Annotated in this window: 24 protein-coding genes and 1 other RNA gene; 7 read left to right on the forward strand and 18 right to left on the reverse strand. The window is 70.8% G+C overall.

Annotated elements, in window-relative coordinates; all coding sequences use genetic code 11:
- Window positions 1–11 precede the first annotated feature (11 nt).
- On the forward strand, window positions 12–434 hold the full coding sequence (locus tag OG371_RS12825) for a YybH family protein (protein ID WP_329068831.1): 423 nt from the start codon (window positions 12–14) through the stop codon (window positions 432–434).
- 70 nt (window positions 435–504) lie between these two features.
- Here the strand turns inward: OG371_RS12825 and OG371_RS12830 are convergent, their stop codons facing one another.
- The 11 genes from OG371_RS12830 to OG371_RS12880 form a co-directional block, all read right to left on the reverse strand.
- Complete coding sequence (locus OG371_RS12830) at window positions 505–1617, reverse strand: ABC transporter ATP-binding protein (RefSeq protein WP_329068833.1); 1113 nt, start codon at window positions 1615–1617, stop codon at window positions 505–507.
- The gene (locus tag OG371_RS12835) at window positions 1614–2609 is read right to left on the reverse strand and encodes an ABC transporter ATP-binding protein (RefSeq protein WP_329068835.1); all 996 of its coding nucleotides are present in this window, start codon (window positions 2607–2609) and stop codon (window positions 1614–1616) included. Before OG371_RS12835 ends, OG371_RS12830 begins: the two co-directional genes overlap by 4 nt.
- Before the next feature lie 5 nt (window positions 2610–2614).
- Window positions 2615–3550 (reverse strand): ABC transporter permease, encoded by a 936-nt coding sequence (locus OG371_RS12840; RefSeq protein WP_329068837.1) that lies wholly within the window; start codon window positions 3548–3550, stop codon window positions 2615–2617.
- Window positions 3547–4548: an ABC transporter permease gene (locus tag OG371_RS12845; protein WP_329068839.1), complete on the reverse strand. Its 1002-nt coding sequence runs from the start codon at window positions 4546–4548 to the stop codon at window positions 3547–3549. Before OG371_RS12845 ends, OG371_RS12840 begins: the two co-directional genes overlap by 4 nt.
- A gap of 91 nt (window positions 4549–4639) precedes the next feature.
- Window positions 4640–6310 (reverse strand): ABC transporter substrate-binding protein, encoded by a 1671-nt coding sequence (locus OG371_RS12850; protein WP_329068841.1) that lies wholly within the window; start codon window positions 6308–6310, stop codon window positions 4640–4642.
- A gap of 298 nt (window positions 6311–6608) precedes the next feature.
- Complete coding sequence (locus tag OG371_RS12855) at window positions 6609–7118, reverse strand: uridine kinase family protein (protein ID WP_442876155.1); 510 nt, start codon at window positions 7116–7118, stop codon at window positions 6609–6611.
- A 29-nt stretch (window positions 7119–7147) separates the two neighbouring features.
- Entirely contained in the window at window positions 7148–7585 is a 438-nt protein-coding gene (locus tag OG371_RS12860; protein WP_329068844.1) for a DUF2304 domain-containing protein, read from the reverse strand.
- A 9-nt stretch (window positions 7586–7594) separates the two neighbouring features.
- Window positions 7595–8296: a glycosyltransferase family 2 protein gene (locus tag OG371_RS12865; protein ID WP_442876156.1), complete on the reverse strand. Its 702-nt coding sequence runs from the start codon at window positions 8294–8296 to the stop codon at window positions 7595–7597.
- Window positions 8297–8356: 60 nt separating this feature from the next.
- Window positions 8357–10324 (reverse strand): DUF6541 family protein, encoded by a 1968-nt coding sequence (locus tag OG371_RS12870; protein ID WP_329068847.1) that lies wholly within the window; start codon window positions 10322–10324, stop codon window positions 8357–8359.
- Between the two features lie 73 nt (window positions 10325–10397).
- Window positions 10398–11696: a hypothetical protein gene (locus OG371_RS12875; RefSeq protein WP_329068849.1), complete on the reverse strand. Its 1299-nt coding sequence runs from the start codon at window positions 11694–11696 to the stop codon at window positions 10398–10400.
- Window positions 11693–12718 (reverse strand): glycosyltransferase family 2 protein, encoded by a 1026-nt coding sequence (locus tag OG371_RS12880; RefSeq protein WP_329068851.1) that lies wholly within the window; start codon window positions 12716–12718, stop codon window positions 11693–11695. Before OG371_RS12880 ends, OG371_RS12875 begins: the two co-directional genes overlap by 4 nt.
- A 72-nt stretch (window positions 12719–12790) precedes the next feature.
- On the opposite strand from OG371_RS12880, the gene OG371_RS12885 reads away from it, so the two are divergent.
- The gene (locus OG371_RS12885) at window positions 12791–13900 is read left to right on the forward strand and encodes a UDP-N-acetylglucosamine 2-epimerase (protein WP_329068853.1); all 1110 of its coding nucleotides are present in this window, start codon (window positions 12791–12793) and stop codon (window positions 13898–13900) included.
- 53 nt (window positions 13901–13953) lie between these two features.
- On the opposite strand, the gene recR is transcribed toward OG371_RS12885, so the two are convergent.
- Both recR and OG371_RS12895 read right to left on the reverse strand, forming a co-directional pair.
- Window positions 13954–14550, reverse strand: a complete 597-nt coding sequence (gene recR / locus OG371_RS12890; protein ID WP_329068855.1) for a recombination mediator RecR — start codon at window positions 14548–14550, stop codon at window positions 13954–13956.
- A gap of 3 nt (window positions 14551–14553) precedes the next feature.
- The gene (locus OG371_RS12895; protein ID WP_329068857.1) at window positions 14554–14913 is read right to left on the reverse strand and encodes a YbaB/EbfC family nucleoid-associated protein; all 360 of its coding nucleotides are present in this window, start codon (window positions 14911–14913) and stop codon (window positions 14554–14556) included.
- A 122-nt stretch (window positions 14914–15035) separates the two neighbouring features.
- On the opposite strand from OG371_RS12895, the gene OG371_RS12900 reads away from it, so the two are divergent.
- Window positions 15036–15893, forward strand: coding sequence for an N-acetylmuramoyl-L-alanine amidase (locus OG371_RS12900; RefSeq protein ID WP_442876108.1), 858 nt, complete (start codon window positions 15036–15038; stop codon window positions 15891–15893).
- A gap of 49 nt (window positions 15894–15942) precedes the next feature.
- On the opposite strand, the gene OG371_RS12905 is transcribed toward OG371_RS12900, so the two are convergent.
- A complete protein-coding gene (locus tag OG371_RS12905) occupies window positions 15943–18114 on the reverse strand; it encodes a DNA polymerase III subunit gamma and tau (protein WP_329068861.1) in 2172 nt (723 codons plus the stop codon).
- Between the two features lie 445 nt (window positions 18115–18559).
- Between OG371_RS12905 and OG371_RS12910 the strand changes: the two genes are divergently transcribed.
- Window positions 18560–19432 (forward strand): spermidine synthase, encoded by an 873-nt coding sequence (locus OG371_RS12910; RefSeq protein ID WP_329068863.1) that lies wholly within the window; start codon window positions 18560–18562, stop codon window positions 19430–19432.
- A gap of 3 nt (window positions 19433–19435) precedes the next feature.
- Here the strand turns inward: OG371_RS12910 and ffs are convergent.
- Window positions 19436–19530, reverse strand: an RNA gene (gene ffs / locus OG371_RS12915) — signal recognition particle sRNA small type.
- 74 nt (window positions 19531–19604) lie between these two features.
- Between ffs and OG371_RS12920 the strand changes: the two genes are divergently transcribed.
- Window positions 19605–20522 (forward strand): serine/threonine dehydratase, encoded by a 918-nt coding sequence (locus tag OG371_RS12920; protein WP_329068865.1) that lies wholly within the window; start codon window positions 19605–19607, stop codon window positions 20520–20522.
- Here the strand turns inward: OG371_RS12920 and OG371_RS12925 are convergent.
- From OG371_RS12925 to OG371_RS12935, 3 genes are all read right to left on the reverse strand, one after another.
- On the reverse strand, window positions 20506–22392 hold the full coding sequence (locus OG371_RS12925; RefSeq protein WP_329068867.1) for an ArnT family glycosyltransferase: 1887 nt from the start codon (window positions 22390–22392) through the stop codon (window positions 20506–20508). The genes OG371_RS12920 and OG371_RS12925 overlap by 17 nt on opposite strands.
- A gap of 132 nt (window positions 22393–22524) precedes the next feature.
- Window positions 22525–24042, reverse strand: a complete 1518-nt coding sequence (locus OG371_RS12930; protein ID WP_329068869.1) for a sensor histidine kinase — start codon at window positions 24040–24042, stop codon at window positions 22525–22527.
- The gene (locus OG371_RS12935; protein ID WP_091627115.1) at window positions 24020–24769 is read right to left on the reverse strand and encodes a response regulator transcription factor; all 750 of its coding nucleotides are present in this window, start codon (window positions 24767–24769) and stop codon (window positions 24020–24022) included. The genes OG371_RS12930 and OG371_RS12935 overlap by 23 nt, the downstream gene beginning before the upstream one ends.
- Window positions 24770–24951: 182 nt before the next feature.
- Between OG371_RS12935 and OG371_RS12940 the strand changes: the two genes are divergently transcribed.
- Window positions 24952–25593, forward strand: coding sequence for a hypothetical protein (locus OG371_RS12940; protein ID WP_329068871.1), 642 nt, complete (start codon window positions 24952–24954; stop codon window positions 25591–25593).
- A 167-nt stretch (window positions 25594–25760) separates the two neighbouring features.
- Window positions 25761–26909 carry a sensor histidine kinase gene (locus tag OG371_RS12945; RefSeq protein WP_329068873.1) on the forward strand — a complete coding sequence of 383 codons (1149 nt, stop codon included), beginning with the start codon at window positions 25761–25763 and terminating at the stop codon, window positions 26907–26909.
- The last annotated feature ends 23 nt before the right edge of the window (window positions 26910–26932 follow it).

Below are 26932 nucleotides of genomic sequence, written 5' to 3' on the forward strand. Positions count from 1 at the left end.
AGAGCATCGAAATGGCCGAGAACGAGATCCGCGAGCTGCTGGCCGACCGCACCGCCGCCATGCACGACAAGGACCCGGAACGCCTGGTGGCGGGGTACGCGGACGGCGCCGTGAAGTTCGACCTCGCCCCGCCGCTGCGCAACACCGGCGCGTCGGCGGAGTTCCTGGAGAAGTGGTTCGGCACCTTCGCGGGCCCGCTGACCTACGAGTACCACGACGTCGAGGTGACCGAATCCGGCGAGCTGGCCTTCGCGACCAGCCTGGCGAAGATGTCCGCGGTGCCGGCCGGGATGAGCGCGCCGTTCACGCTCTGGTTCCGCTCGACGCTGTGCTTCCGCCGCGTCGACGGCGCCTGGCGCATCGTCCACGAGCACAACTCGACGCCGTTCCACATGGACGGCTCGTTCCGGGCCGCGGTCGAGCTCCAGCCCTGAAAAGCCGTCAAGGCCTCCTTACCTGCGTCGGACGCGGGTAAGGAGGCCTTGACGGACCATCTGCCTGGTACTAAAGGATTTCCGTGACCGAGCCGATGTCCGGCGGGCCGCCGCCGGGGTTCAGCGCCCCGGTCAGCTCCACCAGCTCCGGCTCCACCTCGTGCGGGGTGATGCGCCCGTCGCGGATGTCCTCGGCGTAGTGGCAGGCCACGCGGTGGCCGGCGCCGATCTCGCGCAGCTGCGGCCGGTCCGTGTCGCACAGGCTGGCCTGCCGCCACGGGCACCGCGTGTGGAAGCGGCAGCCCGACGGCGGGTTGGCCGGCGAGGGCAGGTCGCCCGCCAGCAGGATCTGCTCGCGGGTGTCCTCCACGACCGGGTCCGGCACCGGGATGGCCGAGAGCAGCGCCCGGGTGTACGGGTGCAGCGGGTTCTCGTACAGCTCGGCCGCCGTGGTCTCCTCGACCAGCGCGCCCAGGTACATCACGCCGATCCGGTCGGAGATGTGCCGCACCACGGCGAGGTCGTGCGCGATCACCAGGTAGGTCAGGCCCAGCTCGTCCTGCAGGTCCTCCAGCAGGTTGACCACCTGCGCCTGCACCGACACGTCCAGCGCGGACACCGGCTCGTCGGCCACGATCAGGTCCGGCTCGACCGCCAGGGCCCGCGCGATGCCGATGCGCTGGCGCTGGCCGCCGGAGAACTCGTGCGGGTACTTCCGCAGCGAGGTCTCGGGCAGGCCGACCGCGCCCAGCAGCTCGCGCAGCCGCGCGTCGGTGGCCGCCTTGTCCTGGTCGAGGCCGTGCGCGTGCATGCCCTCGAGCAGGATCGACTCGACCGACTGGCGCGGGTCGAGGCTGGACATCGGGTCCTGGAAGATCATCTGCATCCGGCGCCGGGCCTTGCGCAGCTTCTCGCCCTTGAGCTGGGCGACGTCGGTGCCGTCGAAGACCACCTTGCCGGCCGTCGGCTCGTTCAGCCGCAGGATCGCCCGGCCGAGCGTGGACTTGCCGCAGCCGGACTCGCCGACCAGCCCGTACGTCTCGCCGCGGCGGATCGCCAGGTCCACGCCGTCCACGGCATACACATGGCCGACCGTGCGGTCGATCACGACGCCGCGCTTGATCGGGAAGTGCACCTTGAGGTCGGTGACCTCGAGCAGCACCTCGGTCTTCGACTCGGTCATCGGGTCCCCCCTCCGGCGGCCACGGCGGGCTTGACCGGGTTGTGGCAGCGCAGCAGGCCGTGGTGATCAGGGACCAGCTCCGGCGAGCGCTCCTGGCACACCGGCAGTGCGTTGGGGCAGCGGGGCGCGAACGCGCACCCGTTGTCCCACGGGATGTTGTCGGACACCGAGCCCTGGATCGGCACCAGCTTCTCGCCCCGGCCCTGGTCCAGGCGCGGGATCGAGGACAGCAGGCCGTGGGTGTACGGGTGCCGCGGCTCGGCGAACAGCGCGTGCCGCTCGGCCCGCTCCACGATCCGGCCGCCGTAGAGCACGTTCACCTCGTCGCAGAGTCCCGCGACCACACCGAGGTCGTGCGTGATCATGATCAGCGCGGTGCCGGTGTCCTGCACCAGTTCCCGCAGCAGCGCGAGGATCTGGGCCTGGATGGTGACGTCGAGCGCGGTGGTCGGCTCGTCCGCGATGAGCAGCCGCGGCCGGCAGGCGAGCGCGATCGCGATCAGCGCGCGCTGGCGCATCCCGCCCGAAAGCTGGTGCGGGTACTCGGAAAGCCGCCGGGCCGGGTCGGGGATGCCGACCTTGTCGAGCAGCTCCGTCGCCTCGATCTTGGCTTTGCTGCGCGAAAGCCCACGGTGCCGTTCGAGCACCTCGGTGATCTGCAGCCCGATCGGGATCACCGGGTTCAGCGAGGACAGCGGGTCCTGGAACACCATGCCCAGGTCGCGGCCGCGCCGGTCCCGCATCTCGCGGTCGGAGATCTTCATCAGGTCGGTGCCCTCGAAGGACACCGAGCCGCTGACCTTGTTGCCGCGCTTGGCCAGCAGCCGCATGATCGCCAGCGACGTCACGGACTTGCCGCAGCCGGACTCGCCGACCAGGCCGACCGTCTGGCCGGGCTCGACGTCGAAGCTGACGCCGTCGACCGCGGTGAACGGCTTCTCGCCGCGGCGCTGGAACACGACCTTGAGGTCGCGGACTTCGAGGAGTGGCACGCCGTTCACCGCCGGTTCTTCGGGTCGAGGGCTTCACGCAGGGACTCGCCGAGCAGCGTGAACCCGAGCGCCACCACGATGATCGCGATGGCCGGGTAGTAGGCGAGCTCGGGGCGGATGTCGAGGAACTGGCGCGAGGCGTTGCCCAGCATCAGCCCCCACTCCGCGCGGGTCGGGTCGGGATCGCCGAGGCCGAGGAACGACAGCGCCGCGGCCTCGAGGATCGCGGTGGCCAGCGTCAGCGTGGCCTGCACGATCACCGGGCCCAGCGAGTTCGGCAGCATGTGCCGGAAGACGATCGTCGTGCGCTTCACGCCCAGCGAGGTCGCGGCCAGCACGTGGTCGGCCTCCCGTTGCGCGAGCATGGAACCACGCAGCAGCCGGGCGAACACCGGCACGCCGATGATCGACACGGCCAGGATCACCGTCCACTGGCTCGGCTTCGCGAACAGCGCCGCGATCGAAACGGCCAGCAGCAGCGAGGGGAACGACAGCAGCACGTCGACCAGTCGCATGAGGACGGTGTCGACCCAGCCGCCGAAGGCGCCCGCGAGACCGCCGATGATCACCCCGAGCAGCACACCGATCAACGTGGCCAGCACGCCGACCAGCAGCGTCTGCTGCGCGCCGACCAGCAGCCGGGACAGGAAGTCGCGGCCGAAGTCGTCGACGCCGAGCGGGAAGCCGGGCTGCGCGCCGGGGATGATGCCCCGGCCGAGCTGGACCTGGTCCTGCAGGTACCGCGTCTGCGGGTCCTTCGGGGCCAGCAGCGGCGCGAAGATCGCCAGCAGCACGAACAGCAGCGTGATCGCCGCGCCGGTGATCGCCACCGGGCTGCGCAGCATCCGCCGCAGGGCCTCGGCGCCGAGGCTGCGCCCGCTCGCGCTCGCCGCGGCGAGCTTGTCGATCGGTTCCTTCTTCTTGTTCAGCAGAGTGTTCATCGCACACGCACCCTCGGGTCGATGATCCCGTACGAGACGTCGACCAGCATGTTGACCAGCACGTACACCAGCGCCCCGAACAGCAGCAGCGCCTGCAGCCGTGGATAGTCACGCCGTTCGATGCCTTCGGCGAGCAGGAACCCGAGGCCGCGGAAGTTGAACACCCGCTCGGTCAGCACCGCGCCGCCGAGCAGCGCGCCGGTCTGCAGGCCGATGGTCGTGACCACCGGCAGCAGGGCGTTGCGCAGAACATGCCGCGTCCGCACCACTTGCTGGGTCAGGCCCTTCGAGTTGGCGGTGCGGATGAAGTCCTCGTTGAACACCTCGAGGACCGATGCCCGGGTGATCCGCGTGATCACCGCGAGCGGGATCGTGGCCAGCGCGAACGCCGGCAGGATCAGGTGCTTGATCGCGTCCCAGACCGCGTCCCACTCGCTGGTCATGATGCCGTCGAGGATGGCGAAGTTGGTGATGCTGGTGGCGTCGATGCCCGGCGCCTGACGGCCCTGCGAAGGCAGGCCGAGCGGCGTCGCCAGCAGGTCCTGCATGGTGTAGCCGAGGAAGAACACCGGCACCGCGACCCCGATCAGGGTCAGCACGATGATGACGTTGTCCAGCGCGCCGCCGCGGTAGCGCGCGGCCAGGTAGCCGAACGGCACGCCCAGGATGACCGCGATGAGCATCGCGGAGACGCCGAGCTCGATCGTGGCGGGCAGGAACGTGCCGATCTCCGACATCACCGGCTGCGCGGAGACCAGCGAGTTGCCGAAGTCGCCGGTGACGGCGCGGCCGAGGAACTTGAAGTACTGCAGGATGATCGGCTGGTCGAGGCCGAGCACGTGGTTGAGGCTCGCGATTTTCTCCGGCGTCGCCTTGTCCCCCAGCAACGCGGCCGCGGGGCCGCCAGGCAGGGAACGCAACCAGGCGAACACCAGAATGGACAGGATGAGCAGCGTCGGAATCGCTTGTAGCACCCGACGCACGAGGAAACGGAGCACTTGCAGTCCTTTGTAAACCAGCCCGGGAACGTAGGCCAAAGGGCAGGCGCGGTGGCACCTGCCCTTTGGCCTGGCTGTTCAGCAGTCCACGTCAGCCGAGGATGACGTTGTTGAATCGTTCGTCGGTGAGCGGGCTGGCCACCACACCCTTGATCTTCGGCCCGACCACGATGGCCGGCGTCGGGTACGCGATCGGGATGGCGGGCAGGTACTCCATGATCTGCTGGTTCGCCGCCTGGTACGCCTTGGCGTGCTGGTCGCCCGGGGGCGCCGCGTCGGCGGCCGAAAGCGCGGAGAACAGCTGCGGGTTGTTGAAGCCGAATTCCGTCTTCTCGCGGCCGAAGAACGTGCCTACGAAGTTGCCCGCGTCGTTGTAGTCACCGGTCCAGCCGAGCAGGTGGATGTCCTGCTTGCCGAACTTCTGGACGTCGTCCTTGTACCCGCCGTTCCACGGCTCCGCGACCGGCTGGACCGTGATGCCGATGGCCTTGAGGTCCTCGGAGATCGCGGTGAACGTGTCTGCCGGGTTCGGCATGTAGGGCCGGGTGACCTCGGTCGGGTAGTAGAACTTCAGCGTCAGGTTCGACGCGCCGGCGTCGGCCAGCAGCTGCTTGGCCTTCGCCGGGTCGTACGGGTACTTGGTGACGTCGTCGGTGTAGCCCGAGACGGCCTTGGGCACGAACTCGGTGGCGACCTCGGACCCCTCGGCCAGCTTCGAGGTGACGAACTGCTGCCGGTTGATGCCGTAGGCCAGCGCCTGGCGGACCCGCACGTCCTTCAGCTTCGGGTTGCCCGCCTGGTTGATGCCCAGGTACAGCACGTTGAACGAGGGGCGGATGAGCACCTGCTCGCCCTCGTTGCGCAGCAGGCCGTAGTCGGCGGGCGCCGGGAAGTCGTAACCCTGGATGTCGCCGGCCTTGAGGGCCTGCTTGCGGGCGTTCTCGTCCGGGATGACCTTGAAGACGAGCTTGTCGAGCTTGGCCGGCTCGGCGCTGCTGTCGTTGCGGACCAGCGTGATCTCGCCCTTGCCCTGGTCCCAGCTCTCGAACTTGAACGGGCCGGTGCCGGTCACGTGCTTGTACGCGTAGTCGCTGTAGGAGAACGAGTCCCCGGACTGCGTGACCTTGTCCGCGTTGTACTGCTTCAGCGCGGTCGGGCTCTGCATCGCGAACGAGGGCAGCGTGAACGCGGCCGGGAACGCACCCTTGGCCTTGTTCAGGTTCAGCACCGCGGTGCCGGCGTCCTTCGCCTCGCAGCTCTTGTAGACCGGGGCGCCGCCCGCGTCGCCTTCGTTCTTGGCGAAGCCCTCGAAGACGTCGCCGTAGTAGATCATCTGGCTCTGGGCGGCGGCGCCCTTCATGTTGAACCAGCGGTCGAAGTTGAAGCAGACCGCCGCGGCGTCGAACGGGGTGCCGTCGCTGAACTTGACCCCGGACTTGAGGGTGAAGGTCCAGGTCTTGCTGTCGTTGCTCGGCTCCCACTTGGTGGCGAGCGAGGGCTCGAGCTCAGCGGTGCCGGGCTTGTTCTGGATCAGCGTGTCCAGCATCTGCCGGGTGATCCGGAACGTCTCGCCGTCGTCGTTGAAGGCCGGGTCGAACATCTTCGGGTTGCCGGTGTCGCCGAAGACCATCGTGCCACCGGAGCCACCGCCTCCGGCTTGGTCGCGCTGGGACTGCGCGCACCCGGTCAGCGAAACCGCGAGCGCTCCGGCGAGCCCGATCAGGGCAGCACGGCGCGTTCGGGTCAGCCGCAATAACTGCATCTGGCACCCCTTGGGAATGTTCGGGTCATAGTCACCGTCCGGTCGGTCAGTCGGGATGACCCCGGACGATCGGTGTGCTCGCCGACACTAGCGGGAACTCGGCCCGCACTTAAGCACGTGAGGTTACGATCGCGCTACTTACAGGCCAAAATGAGCGCAAACAGTCCGGAATTGTGCACAGTGCGTAGCGGTTTTCGGGGGTTTCGCACCAGGAGTGCCGAGTTCGCTACCCAAATGGCCTAGGGCTTTGGTGGGGCCGCGGCGACTGGTCTGAACCGATCCGGACGGCGCGTGACGATCAGGGCAGGCGCGCGCCGGGCAGCCGGACCGCCGCCGCGTCCCGGGTGCCGTCCACGGCGAACCAGCCGCGTTCGAACAGCTGCCACTTCCGCAATTCGGCGCGATGGGCCTCGCCGTCCCGTGCGACGGCGGCCGCCAGCCGTCCGGCCTCGGTGCCGCCTTCGACCCAGCACAGCAGGGAAAGCAGCGGCCGCACGGAGCGCCGGCCGCAGGAAACCCCTTCCAGGACAAGGACCTCCGGGACTTCGACGCGCACGCGCGCGCCCGGCCGGGGGACGCCGGTGGACCAGTCCATTCGGCGGTATGAACCACTCCGTCCGGCCGCCAGCGGGTCCAGCACACCCGAGACCAGCCGCGGCCACCACGAAACCGGGGAAGTCCAGGTGGCGAAGGAATCCGTGGTCACCAGCGCTGCTCGCGAGCCCAGCAGAGAAAGCGCTTCACGCGCCGCGGTCGACTTCCCGGCGCCGGACGGCCCGTCGAAGGCGAGCACACGAATGCCGCCCAGCCGAGGCGGGGCGGCGTCGAGTCGGTCGATCAGCGCACGCGTGCGGGGCTCACTTCGGGCAGGCCCTTGACGTTGTCCGGGGTCGCGGTCTTGTCCTCCAGCGCGGCGATGCGGGTTTCGAGCTCGCGCTTGGTGTCCTCGAGTTCGCAGCGCAGCAAGGCGATCTCCTCGACGGAGGTCCGGACCTCTTCCTCGAGGTGCCCGACCTCGGTGGACAGGTGCAGCGCGACCAGTGCCAGCACCACGCCGGCCAGGAGGAACACGAAGTTCGACGGCGTCTGCACGCCGGTGATCTTCGCCAGGAACTCGGCGGCCTGCGGGATGACCGCCAGCACCACCACGCCCACGGCGACCACGAGCCACACGCCCGCGTACTTCTCCCGCAGCTTGCGGCGCCGCATCATCTCGAGGACGACGAACAGCACCAGGCATGCGACGACGATGCTGAGTACCCGCCAGCCGGCCATGAAATCCCCTTACGCTGCGTCGGACGAGTCGACGGACGGACGGCGGCGGACCAGCGCGAGCAGCAGGGCCAGGCCCGCGCGGCCGAGGTACACCGCCGATTTCACCGGTGAGTGGCTGGGCGTGCCGCCCGCGCGCTCGCGCATGATCACCGGGATCTCGGCGATCACCAGCTTCGCGCGGATCGCCATCACCAGCGACTCCACCGTGTCACCGAGGTACTCGGCCGGGTAATACGAAGCGAACAGCCGGATGGCCTTCGGGCCCATGGCCTTGAACCCGGACGTGACGTCGGTGATCTTCCGGCGGGCGAGCCGCGAGAACACCAGCGAAAGCGCCACCATCGCGTACTTGCGCGGGCCACTGGCCTTGTACGCGCCCTTGCCCGCGAACCGCGAGCCGATCACGATGTCGGCTTCGTCCAGCCCGGCCAGCAGCGCGCCGACCTCTTCCGGGTCGTGCTGGCCGTCGGCGTCCACCTGGACCACGACGTCGTACCCGCGCGCGGCGGCGTACCGGAAGCCGGTGCGCATCGCGCCGCCGACCCCGAGGTTGACCGAGAGCCGGGCCACTTCGGCGCCGGCGGCCCGGGCGAGCCGGGCCGTGTCGTCCACCGAACCGTCGTCCACGACCAGGATGTCCATGTCCGGCAAGGACGCTCTGACCTGGGCGATGACGGACCCGACACTGGCCTGCTCGTTGAGCGCAGGCATCACGATGAGCACGCGTCGGGTGTGCACGGACGTAGTGGACACGGAGATCACTCTAGCTTCTTACTGCCCGTGAGGGCGGTCGGACCCGGAGGAGGCGCCCGCCGCGACGACGCCCTGCTGGCCCTCGATCTGGTAGATCGTGGCCCCGTCGTTGCGGAACACCTCGTGGAACTCGGGACCAGGGGCGACGCGCGCGACGCCGACCGACCGTTCGGCCGTGGGCGTGACCATTCCCTTGCCCACGATCACGTAGCGCACGTGCAGGTCGGTGAGGTCCTTGCGTACCTGTGGGTATTTGTCGATGTCGTCGAGCCACACGCTGAGGTAGCCGGCCTTGCTGGTCGGGTCGGCGCCGTAGAAGGTCCACTCGACCGGGGTGACGCCCGCCAGCGCGTACATCCACACCGAGCCGTCGGCCTTGTCGTTCATCACGGGCTCGCCGGGCGCGGTGTGCTGGGCGAGCCAGGTGTACGCGGCTTCTTCGGCCTTCGACACCGTGGGGCCGTTGCCGTAGTTGATTTCCATCCGCGAGGCGTTGCGGCCGATGTAGCCACCACGGCTCAGGCCGCCGAGCACGATGCCGACCAGCAGGGCGCCGACCAATGCGAGCGTCGCGGGCTTGAGGTGGACGCGGGTACCCACCTTGGCGGCGAACCAGCGGCCCGCGGTGTCCACGAACTCGCCGAACGCCACCGCGCCGGCCAGCGGGACCAGCGCGGCGATGCGCCAGTGGTCGTTGTAGAAGATGCCGGTGAGGGTGTGGACCAGCGGCGTCTCCAGCGAGACGGTGGCCGCGAACAGGCCGCCGAACACGATGTACGCGCCCACCATCCACATCATCCGGCGGCGCTTGACCAGCAGGAAGACGCCGATCAGGGCGGGCACGCCGATCCACCACTGTGGGAAGTCGGCCATCGGGGAGAACGTGATCGTCTCGCCGATGCCACCGCTCACCGTCGCCTCGGTCGCCCAGGTCGCACTGGTCACACCGCCCGCGTTGTACAGCGAAGGCAGCACCAGCGGCACACCGAGCACGGCGGCCAGCACCACGGTCCAGATGAGCGAGGCCCGGGAGCGGCGCCAGTCGATCTTCTCCCAGTGGAACAGCACCGCGAGCAGGATCAGGATGAAGTAGACCGCGATGACGAAAACGAGGCTGGTGTGCAGGCCGGTGAGGCCCGCGACGCCGACGCCGATCGCGACCGGGCCCGCGATGCCACGCGGGGAGAGCAGGTGCTTCGCCAGCGCGAGCATGGCGGGGACCATCGCGACACCCGCGACGTACGGCCACAACGGACCGCGCCACAGCGAGTCGTACGGGAACGCGGTGAACCAGGTGGTGACGGCGGCCGCGGCGGCCACGGCCAGCGGCGGCATGTTCCAGGCCCGGCACATCGCGGCCACGCCGAGCGGCACGCTGATGATCACGGCGAGCACCGCGAGGTTCAGCGTCGGCATCATCGTCAGCCCGGCCTTGTCGAAGACCAGGGCCAGCAGCGCGTGGTAGGTGTCGGGGTAGAAGTAGTCGGTCTGGTTCGGCAAGTTCGCGATCGTGCCCACAGTGGAGGGCCGCGCGTCGCCGTGCTCGGCGATCCAGCGCACCAGGTTGCCGTGGAACGGCGCGTCCCAGCCCTGCTGCACGCTGTTGATCCCGTGCGAGCCGCGCAGGAAGGTGACGGTGCCGACGGCCATACCGACCAGTACGCCGAGGCCGATGAGCACGTGGTCACGGACCGAGCGGGCCGGCTTCTCGTCCTCGGCCGCCCAGTCCGGGTGCCGCCGCGCGGTGAAGCGGCGGACGGCGAACGCGAGGCCGAAGCCGGCCAGCGCCACCAGCACCGTCCACAGTGCCACGTCGAGCAGGTTCCAGCGGATGCCGAGCCCGCCGAGCACCGGGATGCCAAGCGCCACGATGCCGAAGGTGAGCAACGGCCCGGCCGCGGCGAGCGTCCAGCCGCGGAGCCCGATCGCGGTGCCGAACACCAGTCCCGGCACCCAGAAGGCGAGCAAGATCAGTACTACGTTCATCGGATTCGCTGTCCAACCCTCACCGGCTCTTCACACCGACCTCTTCGGCGGCCTGACCCCGCGTGCACACTACTCAGACGCCCGGCAGGACCTTCACGTTGCCCGGCCGTCGCAGGACGAACGCCGCGGCGACCACGAGCCCGACGGTCGGCCCGGCGGCCAGCCCGGCGACCGCCCGCAAGATCGTGTCACCCGGCAGGAACAACAGCACCAACGCGGTCGAAACAGCGACCACAGCCCAGGTGACGAGCACCTTGTTGGCCTGCGTCCTGGCCACCAGCACAGCGGTCATCAGCTGCATCGCGGTGAGCAGCACCGCTCCCCACACCATCCCGCCGACCCACCAGCCCTGGGCGGACGCGTACTTCGCGCCGAACAGCAGCTGCACCAGCCACGGCCCGATGAGCAGGCCGACCACCGCGCCGACCACCCCCACGACGAGCGTGCCGAGCGTGCCGAGCGCGAGCAGACGACGTAGGCGGTGCATGCCCTCGGCGGTCCCGGACAGCCGCACCACGGTCGGCACCGCCAGCGCTTGGAGTGGCGAAAGCAGCAGCAGCGGGACTCTCGACACCTGGAGCGTGGCGAACAGCACGCCGACCTGCGTGGCGTCACCGGCCGGCGCGAGCAGGCTGACCATCGCGGGGTAGCCCGTGATGACGCTGGCGGTGAGCCCGGCACCCGCCATGAGCAGCACGATCCGCGAGGCGACCGGCCGCCACGCCTCGCCGTCGAGGTGCGGGTCGATCAGGCCGCTGATCGGCCGCACGAACAGCAGCCAGGCGAACGAGCCGGCCGCCGCGGCGATGGCGAAGGACGCGATCCCGGTCAGGCCCGCCACGAACACCGCGGCGAGCACCACCACGCGGACCGCGGCCTCGGCGAACACCAGCCACGAGTACTGGGCGATCTTCTGGGCCCCGACCAGCAGGCCGCGGGAGGCGAACTGGCAGGCGAACGAGAGCGCGCCGCAGAACACGATGATCCCGAGCTCGGTGCGGCCTGAGTACAGGCGCTCGCTGAGCACCGGTACCAGCAGTGTGAGCCCGGCGACCACCGCGACGATCACGGCGCCGACGGTGAGCGCCCGCAGCGCGGACCGCCCGGGCTTGTGGCCGTCCTGCGCGGCGACCGCCGACTGGCGCGAAAGCTCTTGCTCCAACGGCGACAGGGCGCTGCCGAGGCCCATGAGGATGCCCCAGAAGGAAAGGAAAACCTTGCTGTCCGTCGGTCCGAGCCAGCGGGCGGCCAGCAGCGTCAGGACGTAGCCGAGGCCGATGGCGACCAGCAGCGAAATGCCGATCTTGCCCGCTGAGCGGCCGGTTTCCCTGGCCAGCCCGCGCTGGTCCTCGTCGGTCACGGGCGTGCTCATCGGCCGGATCGGCCCAGCCGGGCACGCAGGGCGAGGAAGAGGCCGCGAACGGCGCCCGCGCCGAATCCGGCGCCGAACACCGGCGTCAGCAACGCGACCGCGCGGGCTTCGGACTTGGTGGCGCCGAAGCGCGTCACCGCGGCACCGGCGGCCGCCGAGCCCGCGGCGGCGAGCGCGACGGCGGTCTTCGGACGGCGGGCGGCGAGGCCCAGGCCGAGCACGCCCACGGCGAACGCGGCGAACAGGCCGTTGCGCGCCGGGCCGGGCGAGGCGAGATAGGAATCGACGAACGTGGTGCCGCGGAAATAGGACTGGGCGGCGAACTTCTTGAACGAGTCGCGCCCGTGGTAGGTCGCGGACAGCTCCGGTGCCAGGAAGATCCGGTGGCGCTCGGCGATCCAGCGCAGCACTCCCGTGTCGTCGCTGGCGAAACGGGAATCGTCGAACAGCGATTCGAACGCCGCGCAGGCCCGCTCGAGAACATCGCGTGGCGCGGAAAAGAATCCGGTGCCCTTCGGGAACACGTCGAATTCTTCGATTCCGAACGACATCAGCCGCGGATTCGCGCAGTAGCGGCGCCAAGGAATCTTCACCAGGCCCGCGAGGAAGCCCGCGTACGGGTTGTTCTCGGACGCGACGTTGATGTGTCCGTTCCAGACCGTGCGCTCGGGATGCGCGAGCAGCTGGTCACGCAGGAAGACGAGCGTGCCCTCATCGACGATCACCCGGCTGTCCAGCAACAGGACCTGCTGCCCGGACGCCTTGGCCAGCCCGGCGAGGCGGGCCTCGAACCGGCCGCTGTTCGGCTGGGCCAGCACGGTGATGCCGTGCTGCTGCTGGAGTGCGGCGAGCGTCTCCGAGGTGCCGTCGGTGCTGCCGTCGTCGACCACCACGATCTCGGCCGGCCAGCCCGCGGCGGCGCAGGCCGCGACCAGTGCGCCGACGCTGCGGGCGATCCAGTCCTGCTCGTTGTAGACCGGAATCACGACGCTGAGCGAAGGGAGGAGCGGGTTCGCACTCACCGGGCCGAGGCTACCCTGTGCCCCCGGGCCGGGAGCCCCCAGTATCCTTCGGGCACCGCAAACCGACCAGAAATGGGCCTCACGGTGATTTCCTTCATTCTCGGCACCACGGCGGAACTGATCAAGATCGCGCCGGTTTACCACGGGATCGCCGAGCGCGGCATGCGGCCGAAGATCTGGTTCACCGCACAGCACGTGGACGAGGTCGCGGACGTGCTCGCCGACCTCAAGCTGCCGGCGCCGGACGTCTGGCTGGTGCCCGAGGAGAAGGCGCACAACCTGGAGTCGCCGGCGCAGGTGCCGGGCTGGGCCGCGCAGGTGCTGCGCACCGCTTGGGGCCGCCGTCACGAACTGCGCGCCGCGCTGAACGAAGACGGGCGCCCGCCGCTGGTCCTGGTGCACGGCGACACTTTCACCACGCCGTACGGCTCGCTGATCGGCAAGCGCATCCTCAAGGCGCGCGTCGGGCACGTTGAGGCCGGGGCCCGGTCGGGCAGCATCATGTCGCCGCTGCCGGAAGAGCTGAACCGCAAGATCGCGGCGAAGATCGTCGACATGCACTTCGCGCCGAGCGCGCGCGAAGTGAACAACCTGCGCCACGCGCGCGGCGTTGTCGTCGACACCGAAGCGAACACGGCGATCGACGCGATGCGCCTGGCCATCAACCAGCCGCTGGACGTGCCGAACCTGCCGGAGAAGTTCGGCCTGGCCACGCTGCACCGGTTCGAGCTGGTCTCGCGCGCGGACAAATACCGTGAGGCGCTGGAAATCCTGCGCGAGCAGAGCCGGCAGATGCCGATCCTGTACATGGCCGGCGCGCCGGAGCGCGAGAAGATCCGCTCACTGGGACTGGACAACCTGTTCGACGACAAGTTCATCGCCCAGCCGAAAATGCGTTACCTGAAGTTCCTGCCGCTGGTGGCGCGCGCGGAGTACGTCGTCACCGACTCGGGCGGCCTGTCCGCGGAGTGCTACTACCTCGGCCTGCCCTGCGCGGTGCACCGCGAGCGCACCGAAACCCCGCAGCACCTCGGCGAAACCGTCGTGCTCACCGAGATGCGCGGCGACAAACTGCAGAACTTCCTGGACACGTACCAGAATCGGCGCGGGGAGTCCTGGATGGACAAGTACCACCCGTCCGAGATCATCGTGAACTCGCTGGCGCAGCTCGGCTATTGCTGAACCGACTCGTGAGTGTTCATGACGGTTAGAACCGTCATGAACACTCACGAGTCCTAGAGCGCGCGACGGCCGGAAAGCGCCCGGCCCAGGGTCAGCTCGTCGGCGAACTCGAGGTCGCCGCCCATCGGCAGGCCGGACGCGAGCCGCGTCACGGACAGGCCGGGGAAGTCCCGCAGCATGCGGACCAGGTAGGTGGCCGTGGCCTCGCCCTCGGTGTTGGGGTCCGTGGCGATGATGATCTCGCTGACGTCCGCCTCGCCGATGCGCTTGAGCAGCTCACGCATGCGCAACTGCTCCGGGCCGATGCCCGAGAGCGGGTCCAGCGCGCCGCCCAGCACGTGGTAGCGGCCCTTGAACTCGCGCGTGCGCTCGACCGCCAGCACGTCCTTGGGCTCCTCGACCACGCAGATCACCGTGAGGTCGCGGCGCTCGTCGCGGCAGATGCGGCAAGTCGGCTGCTCGGAGACGTTGCCGCAGATCTCGCAGAACTGCACGCCCTCCTTGACCTTGCCCAGCACGTCCTGCAGCCGCCCGATGTCGACGGGGTCCGTGGCGAGCAGGTGGAACGCGATGCGCTGCGCACTCTTCGGACCGACCCCGGGCAACCGCCCGAGCTCGTCGATCAGGTCCTGGACCACACCCTCGTACAAGGGTCAGCCGCCGAAGCCGAGTGCGCCGAGGTCCGGCATGCCGCCGCCACCGCCGAGGCCGCCGGCCAGCGGGCCCAGCTTCTGCTCGGTGAGCTTCTGCGCGTTCGCCGACGCGTCGCGCACCGCCGCGACGACGAGGTCGGCCAGCGTCTCGACGTCCTCGGGGTCGACCACCTTCGGGTCGATGACGAGGCCCTTCAGCTGGCTGTCGCCGGACACGGTCGCCGTGACCAGGCCGCCGCCCGCGGAGCCGGTGACCTCCGTGGAGGCGAGCTCCTCCTGGGCCTCGACCAGCTTTTGCTGCATCTGCTGCGCCTGCTGCATGATCTGCGACAGGTCGAAGCCTCCGCCGGGTTGCACCATGATCGCACTCGATCCTTCCGCCGATGTGGGTCTCCACCAGGGTAGCCGCGTGGGCGGTTCGCCCGGTCAGGCGGCGGGCTGTGGCGCGCCGCGGCGCGATCTGGCGGGGGTGCTGTGGCACCGTGGTCGGCGTGCGCGTGAACCCTCTCCTGCTGCTGGCCGGCGTCTTCCTGCTCGCGGGCTGCGACAACGGCGGTGGCACGGCGGCGCCTTCCACCTCGACGGTTGCCACTTCTGCTGCTGCTTCGCCGTCTTCTTCTGTGCCGTCTTCGGCGCCCTCGGTGCCGCCTTCGGTGCCTTCGTCGGTGCTGTCACCGGCTCCGTCTCCGGCCGCGGGGAAGGTCGTGGTGCTGGACCCCGGGCACAACGGCGGGAACGGCTCGCACCCGAAGGAGATCAACCAGAGCGTCCCGGCCGGGCGCGGCGAGATGAAGCCGTGCAACACCACCGGCACGTCGACGAACGCCGGTTACACCGAGCACGCGTTCAACTTCGATGTGGCCAACCAGGTCGGGAAAGCCTTGTCCGCCAAAGGGATCAAGGTCATCTACACCCGATCCGACGATTCCGGCGTCGGCCCGTGCGTCGACCGCCGCGCCGAAATCGGCAACGCCGCGAACGCCGACGCGGTCGTCTCCATCCACGCGGACGGATCGACGTCGGCAGGCGCGCACGGCTTCCACGTGGCGTACTCGTCACCACCGCTGAACGCCGCCCAGGGCGCCCCGTCGACAACCTTGGCCCGAGCCCTCCGCGACGGCCTCCGCTCCGACGGCTTCACCACCTCGACCTACATCGGCACCGCAGGCCTGTCCCCCCGCTCCGACCTGGCCGGCCTCAACCTCTCGACCCGCCCGGCGGTTCTCGTGGAATGCGGCAACATGCGCAACGCCGCGGAGGCAGCGCAGATGTCCTCGGCCCCTGGTCGCGCCCAGTACGCCGCCGCGATCGCTGCTGGTATCGAGGCTTATCTGGGGTGACTCGTGAGTGTTCATGACGGTTAGAACCGTCACGAACACTCACGAGCTTTCAGTCCAGGGGGCGGGCGCCGAGGTGGTCGGAGAGCAGTTTGCGGGCGATCTCGTCCGGGTCCTGGTCCGCTGGGATGGGCGGCGGAGGCGGGGCGGGGCTCGCGTCCTCGGAGTAGATGTCGTCGTCGTCCTCGTCCGACGGCTCGGGCGGGAGCGGGATGTCCGGCTCGCTCGTGGCCACCTTCGGGCGGGACGGGGGCTCGGGCGCGGGCGTCGGGCGGGTCGGTTCCGCGGCGGGCGGACGTTCCACGGCCGGACGTTCTGCCGGAGCGGCCGGAGCATCAGCAGCAGGAGTGGCGGGGGCGGCGGCCGAACGTCGGGTGAATGAGCGTTCCGGGGCCGTCGCGGCCGGTTGGGCGGGCGTCGCGGCGTGGGGGGCGGCCGCGGCGGGCACCGCGCCGTGGACGCAGCGGACCTGCCACTCGCCGCCCAGCACGTCGGTCAGGGCGCCCGCGATCTTGCGCGTGTTGTCCTGGTCGCCGAGGCGGCGGGCGAGCGGCTCGGACTTGTGCGTCAACGTCACCGCCGAACCCTCGACCCCGACGACCGTCGCCTGCGTGAGCATGGCCTCGAGGCTGCGTCCGCCGGCGAACTTCCGCAGGGACGTCAACAGCTGTGGCCACACATTCCGGATCGCCGCGGCGTCGATTCCTCCCGAGGAAGCAGGCGGCGCTTCAACGGCCGGTTCAGTCGGCGCCGGCTCCGAAGGTGCTGGTGCGGTTACCTCCTGACGGGCAGGCGCAGCCTCGGCGGCAGGCGCAGTTTCCGACCGGGCCGGGGCGACGTCAGGACGAGCGGGCGCAGCCTCTGCACGAACCGGTGCAGCGTCAGGGCGAACAGGTGCAGCCTCGGCGCGAGCGGGAGCAGCCTCAGCGGGCGCGGCTTCCGGACGTGCCGGAGCGGCTTCCGAGCGATCCGCCCCAGCCGGACGTTGCGAAGGCCGTTGGTACGCGGGCGCCGCCGCCCCGCTGACGGGCGGCTCGACACCGGCGGCGCCACCACCGCCACTGACCGTCGCGCGGCGTTCCAGGCGTTCGATGCGGGCCAGCAGCGCCTTTTCGCCGTCCGTGACCGAGGGCAGCAGCATCCGCGCGCACAGCAGTTCCAGCACGAGCCGGGGCGACGTCGCGCCGCGCATCTCCAAGAGTCCACTGTGGACGATGTCGGCGTAGCGGGACAGCGTGCCGAGGCCGATGCGCTCGGCCTGCGCGCTCATCCGGTTCAGTTCTTCTTCCGGCGCCGCAACCAATCCGCGTTCGCCCGCCTCGGGCACGGAGCGCAGCATGACGAGGTCTCGCAGCCTGTCGAGCAGGTCGGTGGCGAAGCGGCGCGGGTCGTGGCCGGCGTCGGCGAGGCGCTCGACCGTGCCGAACACCGTGGCGGCGTCCTCGGCCGAGAGGGCGTCGACCATGTCGTCGATCAGCGCGACGTCGGTGACGCCCAGCAGCGAGACCGCGCGCGGATACGTGACGCCCTCGGGCCCGGCGCCGGCGAGCAGCTGGTCGAGCACCGACTGCGTGTCACGCGCCGAGCCGCCGCCCGCGCGGATCACCAGCGGGTACACGGCCGGCTCGACCTGGGCGCCCTCGGCGGCGACGTTGCGCTCCAGCAGCGCACGCATCGCACCCGGCGGGATGAGCCGGAACGGGTAGTGGTGCGTGCGCGAGCGGATGGTGGTGAGCACCTTGTCCGGCTCGGTCGTGGCGAAGATGAAGATCAGGTGTTCCGGCGGCTCTTCCACGATCTTCAGCAGGGCGTTGAAGCCCTGCGTGGTGACCATGTGCGCCTCGTCGATGATGAACACGCGGTAGCGGGACTCGGCGGGTGCGTAGAACGCTTTGTCGCGCAGCTCGCGGGCGTCGTCGACACCACCGTGGCTCGCGGCGTCCAGCTCCGTGACGTCCACGCTGCCCGGGCCTTCGGGCGCCAGCGCGCGGCAGGAGTTGCACTTGCCGCACGGGTCCGGGGTCGGCCCCTCCACGCAGTTCAGCGAGCGCGCCATGATGCGCGCGCTGGAGGTCTTGCCGCAGCCGCGCGGCCCCGAGAACAGGTACGCGTGGTTGATGCGGCCCGCCGCCAGCGCGGTCCGCAGCGGTTCGGTCACATGCTCCTGGCCGACAACCTCGGCGAAGGTCGCCGGACGGTACTTTCGGTACAGCGCGAGAGCCACGCAGCGAGACTACCGGCACCCCCCGACAACCTCGCCGGTGCCGGGTCCCCGCCCCGGCCGGCCCCTCGAAACGCGGCTGGTCAGCGTGGTCGGAACGGTCGCCCACACCCTGCCCCCGGCTGGCCTGCCCGGCTGGCCTGCGCGCCTGACCGATCCAGCCGGCCAGGCTGCCGACGACTCCACTTCGCCCCCGCCTCCACCGGACTTGTCCACAACCCCGCCGCCCTGTGGACAACCTCTTCGCGCACCTGATCCGGTCGGGGGGCGCCGGTAGAATGGGACTGGGGCAGCCCCCCGAGGTGTGGCGGGGGACGTCCATGGCGGGGGTGACTGCGCCGGGCCTAACTGCGACGCCCCCGACGGATCCGAAGCCCGGACAGACTCCGACCCGGCCAACCGACCCCCGACGAGTCGACCAACTGCCCCTCGAAGAGAGGAATCACCGGTGAGCCACGCCCGTTCGGCCCGCGGCCGCGCCCAGGACGGGCCCAAGCCGGGGCGCTACCCGGTGCGGTTCGGGACCGCGGAACTGCTGCGGGACGCCGACCGGCCGAACGCCTGGCTGATCTCGGTCGACGGCGTGGCGCAGTCCTACGTCGACCTCGACGATCCGGCCAACCTCGAGTTCGACTACGTCCGGCGGCTCGGCGACATCGTCGACTGCCTGCCCGCCGGGCCCCTCGACGCGCTGCACGTCGGCGGGGCCGGGTGCACGCTGCCCCGGTACGTCGCGACGAAGCGGCCCGGGTCGCGGCAGCTGGTGTTCGACGCCGACGCGCCGCTGATCGAGCTGGTGCGCGAGCAGCTGGACCTGCGCAGCGTGCCCAAGCTGCGGGTGCGCATCGAGGGCGGCCGCGAAGGCGTGCGCAGCCGGCACGACGCGTCGGCGGACCTGATCGTGGTCGACGCCTTCGAACGCGCGACGCTCGCGGGCGGGCTGGCCACGGTGGAGTTCATCGCCGACGTCCGCCGGGTCCTCAAGCCCACCGGCACGATGCTCGCCAACATCACCGACGGGCCGGGCCTGCCGTTCGCGCGCCGGTTCCTGGCGACGCTCGCCGAGGTGTTCCCGCACGTCGTGCTGCTGGCCGAGCCGGGGGTGCTGCGCGGGCGCCGTTTCGGGAACCTGGTGCTGGCCGCTTCGGCGAACGAGCTGCCGACGGCGGAGCTGACGCGCCGGGCCGCGTCGTCGGCCTACCCCGCGCGCTGCGTGCACGACGGTGACCTGCGGGCGCTGCGGGGAAAGGCCGAACCGGTGTACGACGCGGCACCGATGGCTTCGCCGAACCCGCCCGAGGACGTGCTCGGCGTCTTTTGAAACGAAAGGGGACCCCGCGCACCCGTCAGAGCCTGCTTATCCTTGCTGCCTTCCGGCCCTGGGGAGGTTCACAGGGTGGACGCCGCGCGGGGTCCGTGGACCAGTGTAGCGGGTGATCGGGACCCGCCGGTGGCCGCCCGCACCGGCGCGAAAACGAGCCACAATGGACGTCATGACCGCCTCGCCGCGCCTCCCCGTCCCGGCTGACGTCGACGCCGCCCTCGCGCGCATCCGACCGCACGTGCGGCGCACCCCGCAGCTCCGGGCCGAAATCGACGGCCGCCCCGTGGTCCTGAAGCTGGAGCACCTGCAGCGGAGCGGTTCGTTCAAGCTTCGCGGCGCGGTGAACGCGCTGCTGGCCGGCCCGGCACCGGCGCGGGTGGTCACGGCGTCCGGCGGGAACCACGGCCTCGGTGTCGCCACTGCCGCGCAGGCCCTCGGCGTGCCCGCGATCGTCTACGTGCCCGAGTCAGTGCCCGAGGCGAAAGCCGCCGGCATCGAGGCGACGGGCGTCAAGCTGGTCCGTCACGGCGCGACCTACGCCGAGGCGGCCGCCGCCGCACTGGCCGTCGCCGAGGAGCCCGGCAGCCGTTACCTGCACGCGTACGACGACCCGGACGTGATCGCCGGGCAGGGCACGGTGACCGCCGAGATCGTCGAGGACAGCCCCGAGGTCGACGCCGTGGTGGTGGCCGTCGGCGGTGGCGGGCTCGCGTCCGGCACCACGCTCGCGGCCGGTGGACGGCGCGTGTTCGCGGTGGAGCCGGAGCGCTGCTGCGCCCTGAACGCCGCGCTGGCGGCGGGTGAGCCGGTGGACGTGAAGCTCGACTCCGTCGCGTCCTCCGCCCTCGGCGCGACGCGGGTGGGTCAGCTGCCGTTCCGGCTCCTGAACTCGCCCGCCGTGACGTCCGTACTGGTCAGCGACGCCGAACTGCTCGCCGCCCGCGACCGGCTGTGGGCCGAGTTCCGCCTGGTCGTCGAGCCTGCCGCGGCGGTCCCGTTCGCGGCCTGGCTCGCTGGGCGCGTCGACGCCGAGCTGCCGTGTCTGATCCTTTGTGGAGCGAACACGACCGTCACTTTCCCTTCGTGAGGTCGTAAACAGTCGTCCCACCCACCGTCTCCGACGGGAAGTTCTGCTCCACCCACGTGGTGATCTGTCCGGAAGTCCCCCGGCTGCCACCAAAACCGCGGCCGCCCGCGACGAAGTAGTGCACCTCGCCCGCACCGACGTACTGCTGGAACTGCTTGAGCGTCGGCGCCGGGTCGCTGCCGCTGAAGCCGCCGATGGCCATCACCGGTTTGCCGCTGCCCAGCGCCAGGCCGGCGGACTGCATCGCGCCGGTCTGCGCGGCGGCCCACTTGTTCTTGGTGGCCTGCAAGAGCCGGTCGAGCTCCACATTGGACTGAGTGGCGCCGCCGAAGCCGCGCATCCCACCGCGGCCACTGGACGGCGACGAAGACGGCTGGCCGCCGGTGTGCGCGGTGGCCGCCGTCGCGATCGTCGAAGTGGCGGTGCCGAGCAGAGCCGCCACCAGCCCGAGCGCGCCGACGACGGGCGCGATCCGACGCAGCCGCTCCAGGCCGAAGAGCAGCGCGACCACGCCGAGAGCGCCGAGCACCAAGGCCGTGTAACGCAGCCACGGTTGCCACTCCGGCGCGCGGCCGAGCAGGACGAAGCCCCAGACCACCGAAGCGGCGAGCATCAGCGCGAGCACCGCGCGCGACGACACGTGCGCTCGTCCGCGCCACAGCTCACGGACCGTGACGCCCAGCGTCGCCGCGATGCCCGGCACGAGTGCCACCGTGTAGTACGGGTGGATGATGCCGCTCATGTAACTCAGCACCACCACGGTCACCACCGTCCAACCGCCCCACAGCAGCAGCGCGGCGCGCGTCCGGTCCGTGCGCGGCGCGCGGCGGGTGAACCACAGCCCCGCGACCAGCCCGATCAGCGCGGCGGGCAGCAGCCAGGACGCCTCGCCGCCGAACTGCTGGGTGAACAGCCTGGTCAAGCCGGTCTGACCGCCGAAGCCACCGAAGCCGCCACGAGCACCGCCCGGAAAATCCAGCCCCGCAGGCAATTCCGGACGGGCACCACCGCGAGCCCCACCACCACCGTGACCCTGGCCGAAGATCCGGCCGAGCCCGTTGTAACCGAAAGCCAGCTGCAGCACGCTGTTGTCGGTCGAACCGCTGATGTACGGCCGGTCGCTCGCGGGCCACGCCGCCACCGCGGCCACCCACCAGCCCGCGGACACCAGCACCGCGCCCGCCGCCGCGAACAGCTGCCAGATCCGGCGCCCGAGCGAGGTCGGCGCGGCCACCAGGTACGCGAGCACAAACGCGGGCAGCACCAGGAACGCCTGCAGCATCTTGTCCAGGAACCCGAAGCCGATCGCGACGCCGGCGAGCAGCAGCCAGCCCGTGCCCGCCTTCTCCAGCGCGCGGACCAAGCAGTACGCGCCGGCGACCATGAGCAGCACAAGGAACGCGTCCGGGTTGTTGAAGCGGAACATCAACGCGGCCACCGGCGTCAGCGCGAGCGCGGACCCGGCCAGCAGCCCGGCGCCGGGCCCGGAAAGCCGCCGCACCGCCAGGTACAGCAGCCCGACCGAAGCGACGCCCGCGAGCGCGTCCGGCACCAGCATGCTCCAGCTGGTGAACCCGAAGATCCGGCCGGAAAGACCCATAATCCACAGCGAAAAAGGCGGTTTGTCGACGGTGACGATGTTGCCCGGATCCAGCGAGCCGAAGAACCAGGCCTTCCAGCTCTCGGTGCCGGCCTGTACCGCCATCGCATAGAAACTGTTGCCCCAGCCCGAAATCGCCACGTTGATCAGGTACAGCGCGGCAGTCGCGGCCAGCAGCAGCGCGACGGCGGGACGGACCCACCGCGGCCGCTCGGCCGGCGGGGCCTCGTCCACGGTGGTGCTCACGGGCGTGACAACGGCACTCGACATGGGCCCGATGCTTTCGGCGCCGTGTGTGCCGTAGATGTGCGCCTGCTGTGCGCGAGCTGTGAAATGTCCACGGACGGGTGTCGGCCGGGTCACCCGCAATCAGTCCTTAACGGACACACCGCGCGTAAGCAATCACAATACCTGTGGGAAAATCGCGGTGAACTCAGTACGCCCCGGCCGGCTCGTCACCATCACACGGCCGCGGTGGGCGCCCACCACGGCGGCGACGATGGCCAGCCCCAGCCCGGTGCTGCCGGCCGCCCGGGAACGGGAGTTGTCGCCCCGCGCGAAGCGCTCGAAGACCTCCGGCAGGATCTCCGGCGGGATGCCGGGGCCGTCGTCGAGGATGGACAGCGTGACCCAACCGTCCTGTGTGGACAGTGTAGTGGTCACGGTGGTGCCGGGCGGGGTGTGGTTGCGGGCGTTGCCCAGCAGGTTCAGCACGACCTGGTGCAGCTGGTCGTCGTCGCCGAGCACGCTCAGCGGCTCGCCCGGCGCTTCGAGCAGCCACTTGTGGTCCGGGCCCGCGACGTGCGAGTCCGCGACGGCGTCGGCCACCAGGCGCGAGAGGTCCACCCGCTCGTGCACCCGCGCGCGGCCCGAGTCGAGCCGCGCCAGCAGCAGCAGGTCCTCCACCAGCGTGGTCATCCGCGCCGACTCGGACTCGACGCGGCCCATCGCGAACGCGACGTCCGGCGGCACCTGCTCGCCGCTGCGCCGGGTCAGCTCGGCGTAACCGCGGATGGCGGCCAGCGGCGTCCGCAGCTCGTGGCTGGCGTCGGCGACGAACTGGCGGACCCGGCTCTCGCTGGCCTGCCGCGCCGAGAGGGCGTTCGAGATGTGGCCGAGCATCCGGTTGAGCGCGAAGCCGACCTTGCCGACCTCCGTGTGCGGGTCGGTGTCCACCTCGTCCACCCGCTCCGAAAGCGCCACCTCGCCGCGGTCGAGCTTCAGCTCCGAGACGCGGGACGCGGTGGCGGCCAGCCGGTCCAGCGGCGCCATCGTGCGCCGGATCGTGACCGCGCCGACGAAACCCGCGACGAGCAGCCCGCCGAGCGCCACCCCGCCGAAGATGAAACCCAAGCGCCACAACGTGTCCCTCACGTCCACGAGCGGCAACCCGACCACGGTGAACTCGCCGGCCGGGGAGAACGACGACACCACGCGGTAATCGCCGAGCGCCCCGCCGAGGTCGACGGTGCGCCGCTGGCCGTCGGCCGGCAGGGCGAGCAGCATCGACTGCTGCTGCGGCGTGACGTCCTGCAGCGGCGGCTTGTCCCGCGCGGGCGGGCTCGCCTCGAAGTTCAGCACCTTGGCGTTGACCACGCCGTTTTTGTGCACCTGGACCGCCAGCGTGCCGTCGACCTGGCCGAGCACGCGCAACGGGTCCGGCGGGGGCTTGTCGCCGTAGTTCCACGGCGGCAGCCCGCCGCCGCGGTGGGAGCCGCGCTCGCTGGTCGCCGCGAGCCGCTTGTCGACCTGGCTGACCAGGAATTCGTTCAACGCCAGCTCGGTGACCACGCCGACCACCAGGCACACCAGCGCGAGCAGCGCGGCGAGCTGCACGATCAGCCGCCGGCGCAGCGACCACGGCCTTCGCTCACGCCCCGGCCGCGGCCCGGCGGGCTCAGCCGGCGGGCTTGAGTACATACCCCGCGCCGCGCATCGTGTGGATCATCGGCTCGCGGTCGGCGTCGATCTTCTTCCGCAGGTACGAGATGTACAGCTCGACGATGTTGGCCTGGCCGCCGAAGTCGTAGCTCCAGACGCGGTCGAGGATCTGCGCCTTCGACAGCACCCGCTTGGGGTTGCGCATCAGGTAGCGCAGCAGCTCGAACTCGGTCGCGGTGAGCGGCACCAGGTCGCCGCCGCGGTGCACCTCGCGGCTGTCCTCGTCCAGCGTCAGGTCGCCGACCACGAGCTGGGAGCCGCTCGCGCCGGTCACCCCGCTGGCCCGGCGCAGCAGCGCGCGCAGCCGGAGCGCGACCTCTTCGAGGCTGAACGGCTTGGTGACGTAGTCGTCGCCGCCCGCGGTGAGCCCGGCGATGCGGTCCTCGACGGCGTCCTTGGCGGTGAGGAACAGGACCGGCAGGTACGGCGCCTCCGCACGCATGCGGCGCAGCACTTCGAGGCCGTCGAAGTCGGGCAGCATCACGTCGAGCACCACGGCATCGGGCCGGAAATCGCGCGCGACGCGGACGGCTTCAGTGCCGTCGCCCGCGCTGCGGACCTCCCAGCCCTCCATGCGCAGCGCCATCGAGACGAGTTCGGCCAGGGTCGACTCGTCGTCGACCACCAGCACTCGGACGGGACTGCCGTCGGCGCGACGCAGATCGGCCTTTCCCCGGCCCTGCGACGTGGCGTTCATACCGCTCATGGTGACATCCTCGGGCGCTTCCGTCAGGGCGAGCTGTGGCGTGCCTGTGCGTTTCCTGTGCGAATTCACCCCGGAGCGCATGGCCTGGCCATCTCCACAGGGCCCACCCACGACGAACACAGCTCCCGCACAGCGACGGCGCCGAACCTCGGAGCGGACAAGTCCGTACCACCGGAGGAACCATGACGACCGAGCCCACTGACCCAGCACAGGGCCCCACCTGGGGCGCCGCTCCCGGTACCCCGGGCGCCGCCGTTCCCCCCGTTCCCCCCGAGAAGAAGGCCTGGTCCGGGCGCAAGACCGCGATCGCCGCGGGCGTCGCGGTGGTGATCGCCGTCGGCGGCGGCCTGGCGATCTGGGCGGGCACCAGCTCCAACAACGCGTCGGCCCAGCAGGGCTTCGGCGGCCCGGGCGGCACCGGCGGGCCTGGCGGAACCGGCGGCTTCGGCGGCCGCGCGGGCGGCTTCGGCGGCGGCGCGGCGGCTTTGCGCGACGCCCTGCACGGCGACTTCGTGGTCGCCGACCCGACGGGCGGCTACGTGACCGAACGCCTGCAGACCGGCGACGTCTCCGCGCTCAGCGCCACCTCCGTGACGCTGACCAGCAAGGACGGCTACAAGCAGACGTACACCATCGACTCGTCCACGCAGAAGACCGGCAACGTCAATACAGGCGACAACGTCACCGTCGTCGCCAAGGTCAACGGCACCACCGCCACCGCCACCACCCTCGGCGAGGCGACCACCCTCCAGCCCGGCGCCGGCCCCGGCGGCCAGGGCCAGAACGGCCAGCCGGGCCAGGGCCGCCGCCGCTACGGCAGCTGACCCGGCTCCCACCGGCGGTGGCGCGACGTTCCCCCTCGTCGTGCCACCGCCGTTTTCGTGTTCCCGGTTCTTTGCCCCGAAAACCCAACGCGACCGCCCGCTCGCAGTAAGTTGGCGGCGTGCGGGACATCAGCGGGTCACTGGCGCGGCAATCGCTGCTGGTTGCCATGGTTTGTCTCGTTTGCGACGCCTCGTTGTTCATCATCCGCGGCCCGCTGGGGGTGGCCGGGTGGCAAGCGTGGGCCGTGCTGCTGGCCGGGGTCGCCGCCGACCTCGCGTTGGCCGGGGCGGCGCGGCATTCGGGGTGGGTGGCGCTCGCGCACGCGATCGTCTTCGCGAGCGGGCCGATCCTGCTCTGCCCGTGCACCGGGTACGTCATCGGCAACAACGCGGGCCTGCTCATCGCCGGGTACCGGGCCGGCGCGTGGCTGCGGACGGGGCCCGCGGTGCTCGCGCTCGCCGCGACGGTCATCGGCATCGGCAGCAGTGAGTGGATCGGCGGCGGGCGTGGGGCCGCGCCCGCGCTGATCCTCATCAGCATGGGCGTCACCGGGTTGCTGCCGTGGCTCGTCGGGCGGTACACGACGGCGCGGCGCGCGTACATCGCAGACCTCGAGCGCGCCACGGAGCAACGACAGCGGCACGAAGCAGACGCCGTGCGCCGCGCCGTGCTCGAAGAGCGCGAGACGATCGCGCGCGACCTGCACGACGTGATCTCCCATCACGTCAGCGCCATCGGCGTCCACGCCGGCGCCGCGCGGCTCAGCCTGCCCGCAAAAGGCTTACCTGCCAACAACATTCCCGCGGACGGCGAGGGTGACGCCGCCGTCCGGCAGTCGCTCGGGGCCGTCGAATCCGCCAGCCGCTCCGCGATGGCCGACCTGCGACGTCTGCTCGACCTCCTGCACGCCCGCGACGACGAAGCGGGCCAGCCCGGCCTCGACAACCTCGACGAGCTGCTCGGCACCGTCCGCGAAGCCGGCCTGCCCGTGCACCTGACCGTCCACGGCGACGTCCGCGAAATCCCCGGCTCGCTCGACGTCGCGCTGTACCGGATCGCGCAGGAAGCACTGACCAACGCGCTGCGCCACGGCACCGGGCCGGTCGAGATCGAGCTGGACCGGCGGCGCACCGAGATCGTCCTGGCCGTCACCAACAAGGTGAGCGCGGCCCGACCGGACCGCGAAGGCGCCCACCGCGGGCTCGCCGGGATCCGGCAGCGCGTGACGCTGTTCGGCGGCAAAGTGGAATACGGCCAGCTGCCCGAGGGGCCGCGCTGGCGCGTCCGGGCGAGTTTTCCGCTGGAGGTGGCATGACAGCACAAGCTCGTGAGTGTTCA

The sequence above is a fragment of the Amycolatopsis sp. NBC_01480 genome (assembly GCF_036227205.1).
In the GTDB taxonomy this organism is placed as follows: domain Bacteria; phylum Actinomycetota; class Actinomycetes; order Mycobacteriales; family Pseudonocardiaceae; genus Amycolatopsis.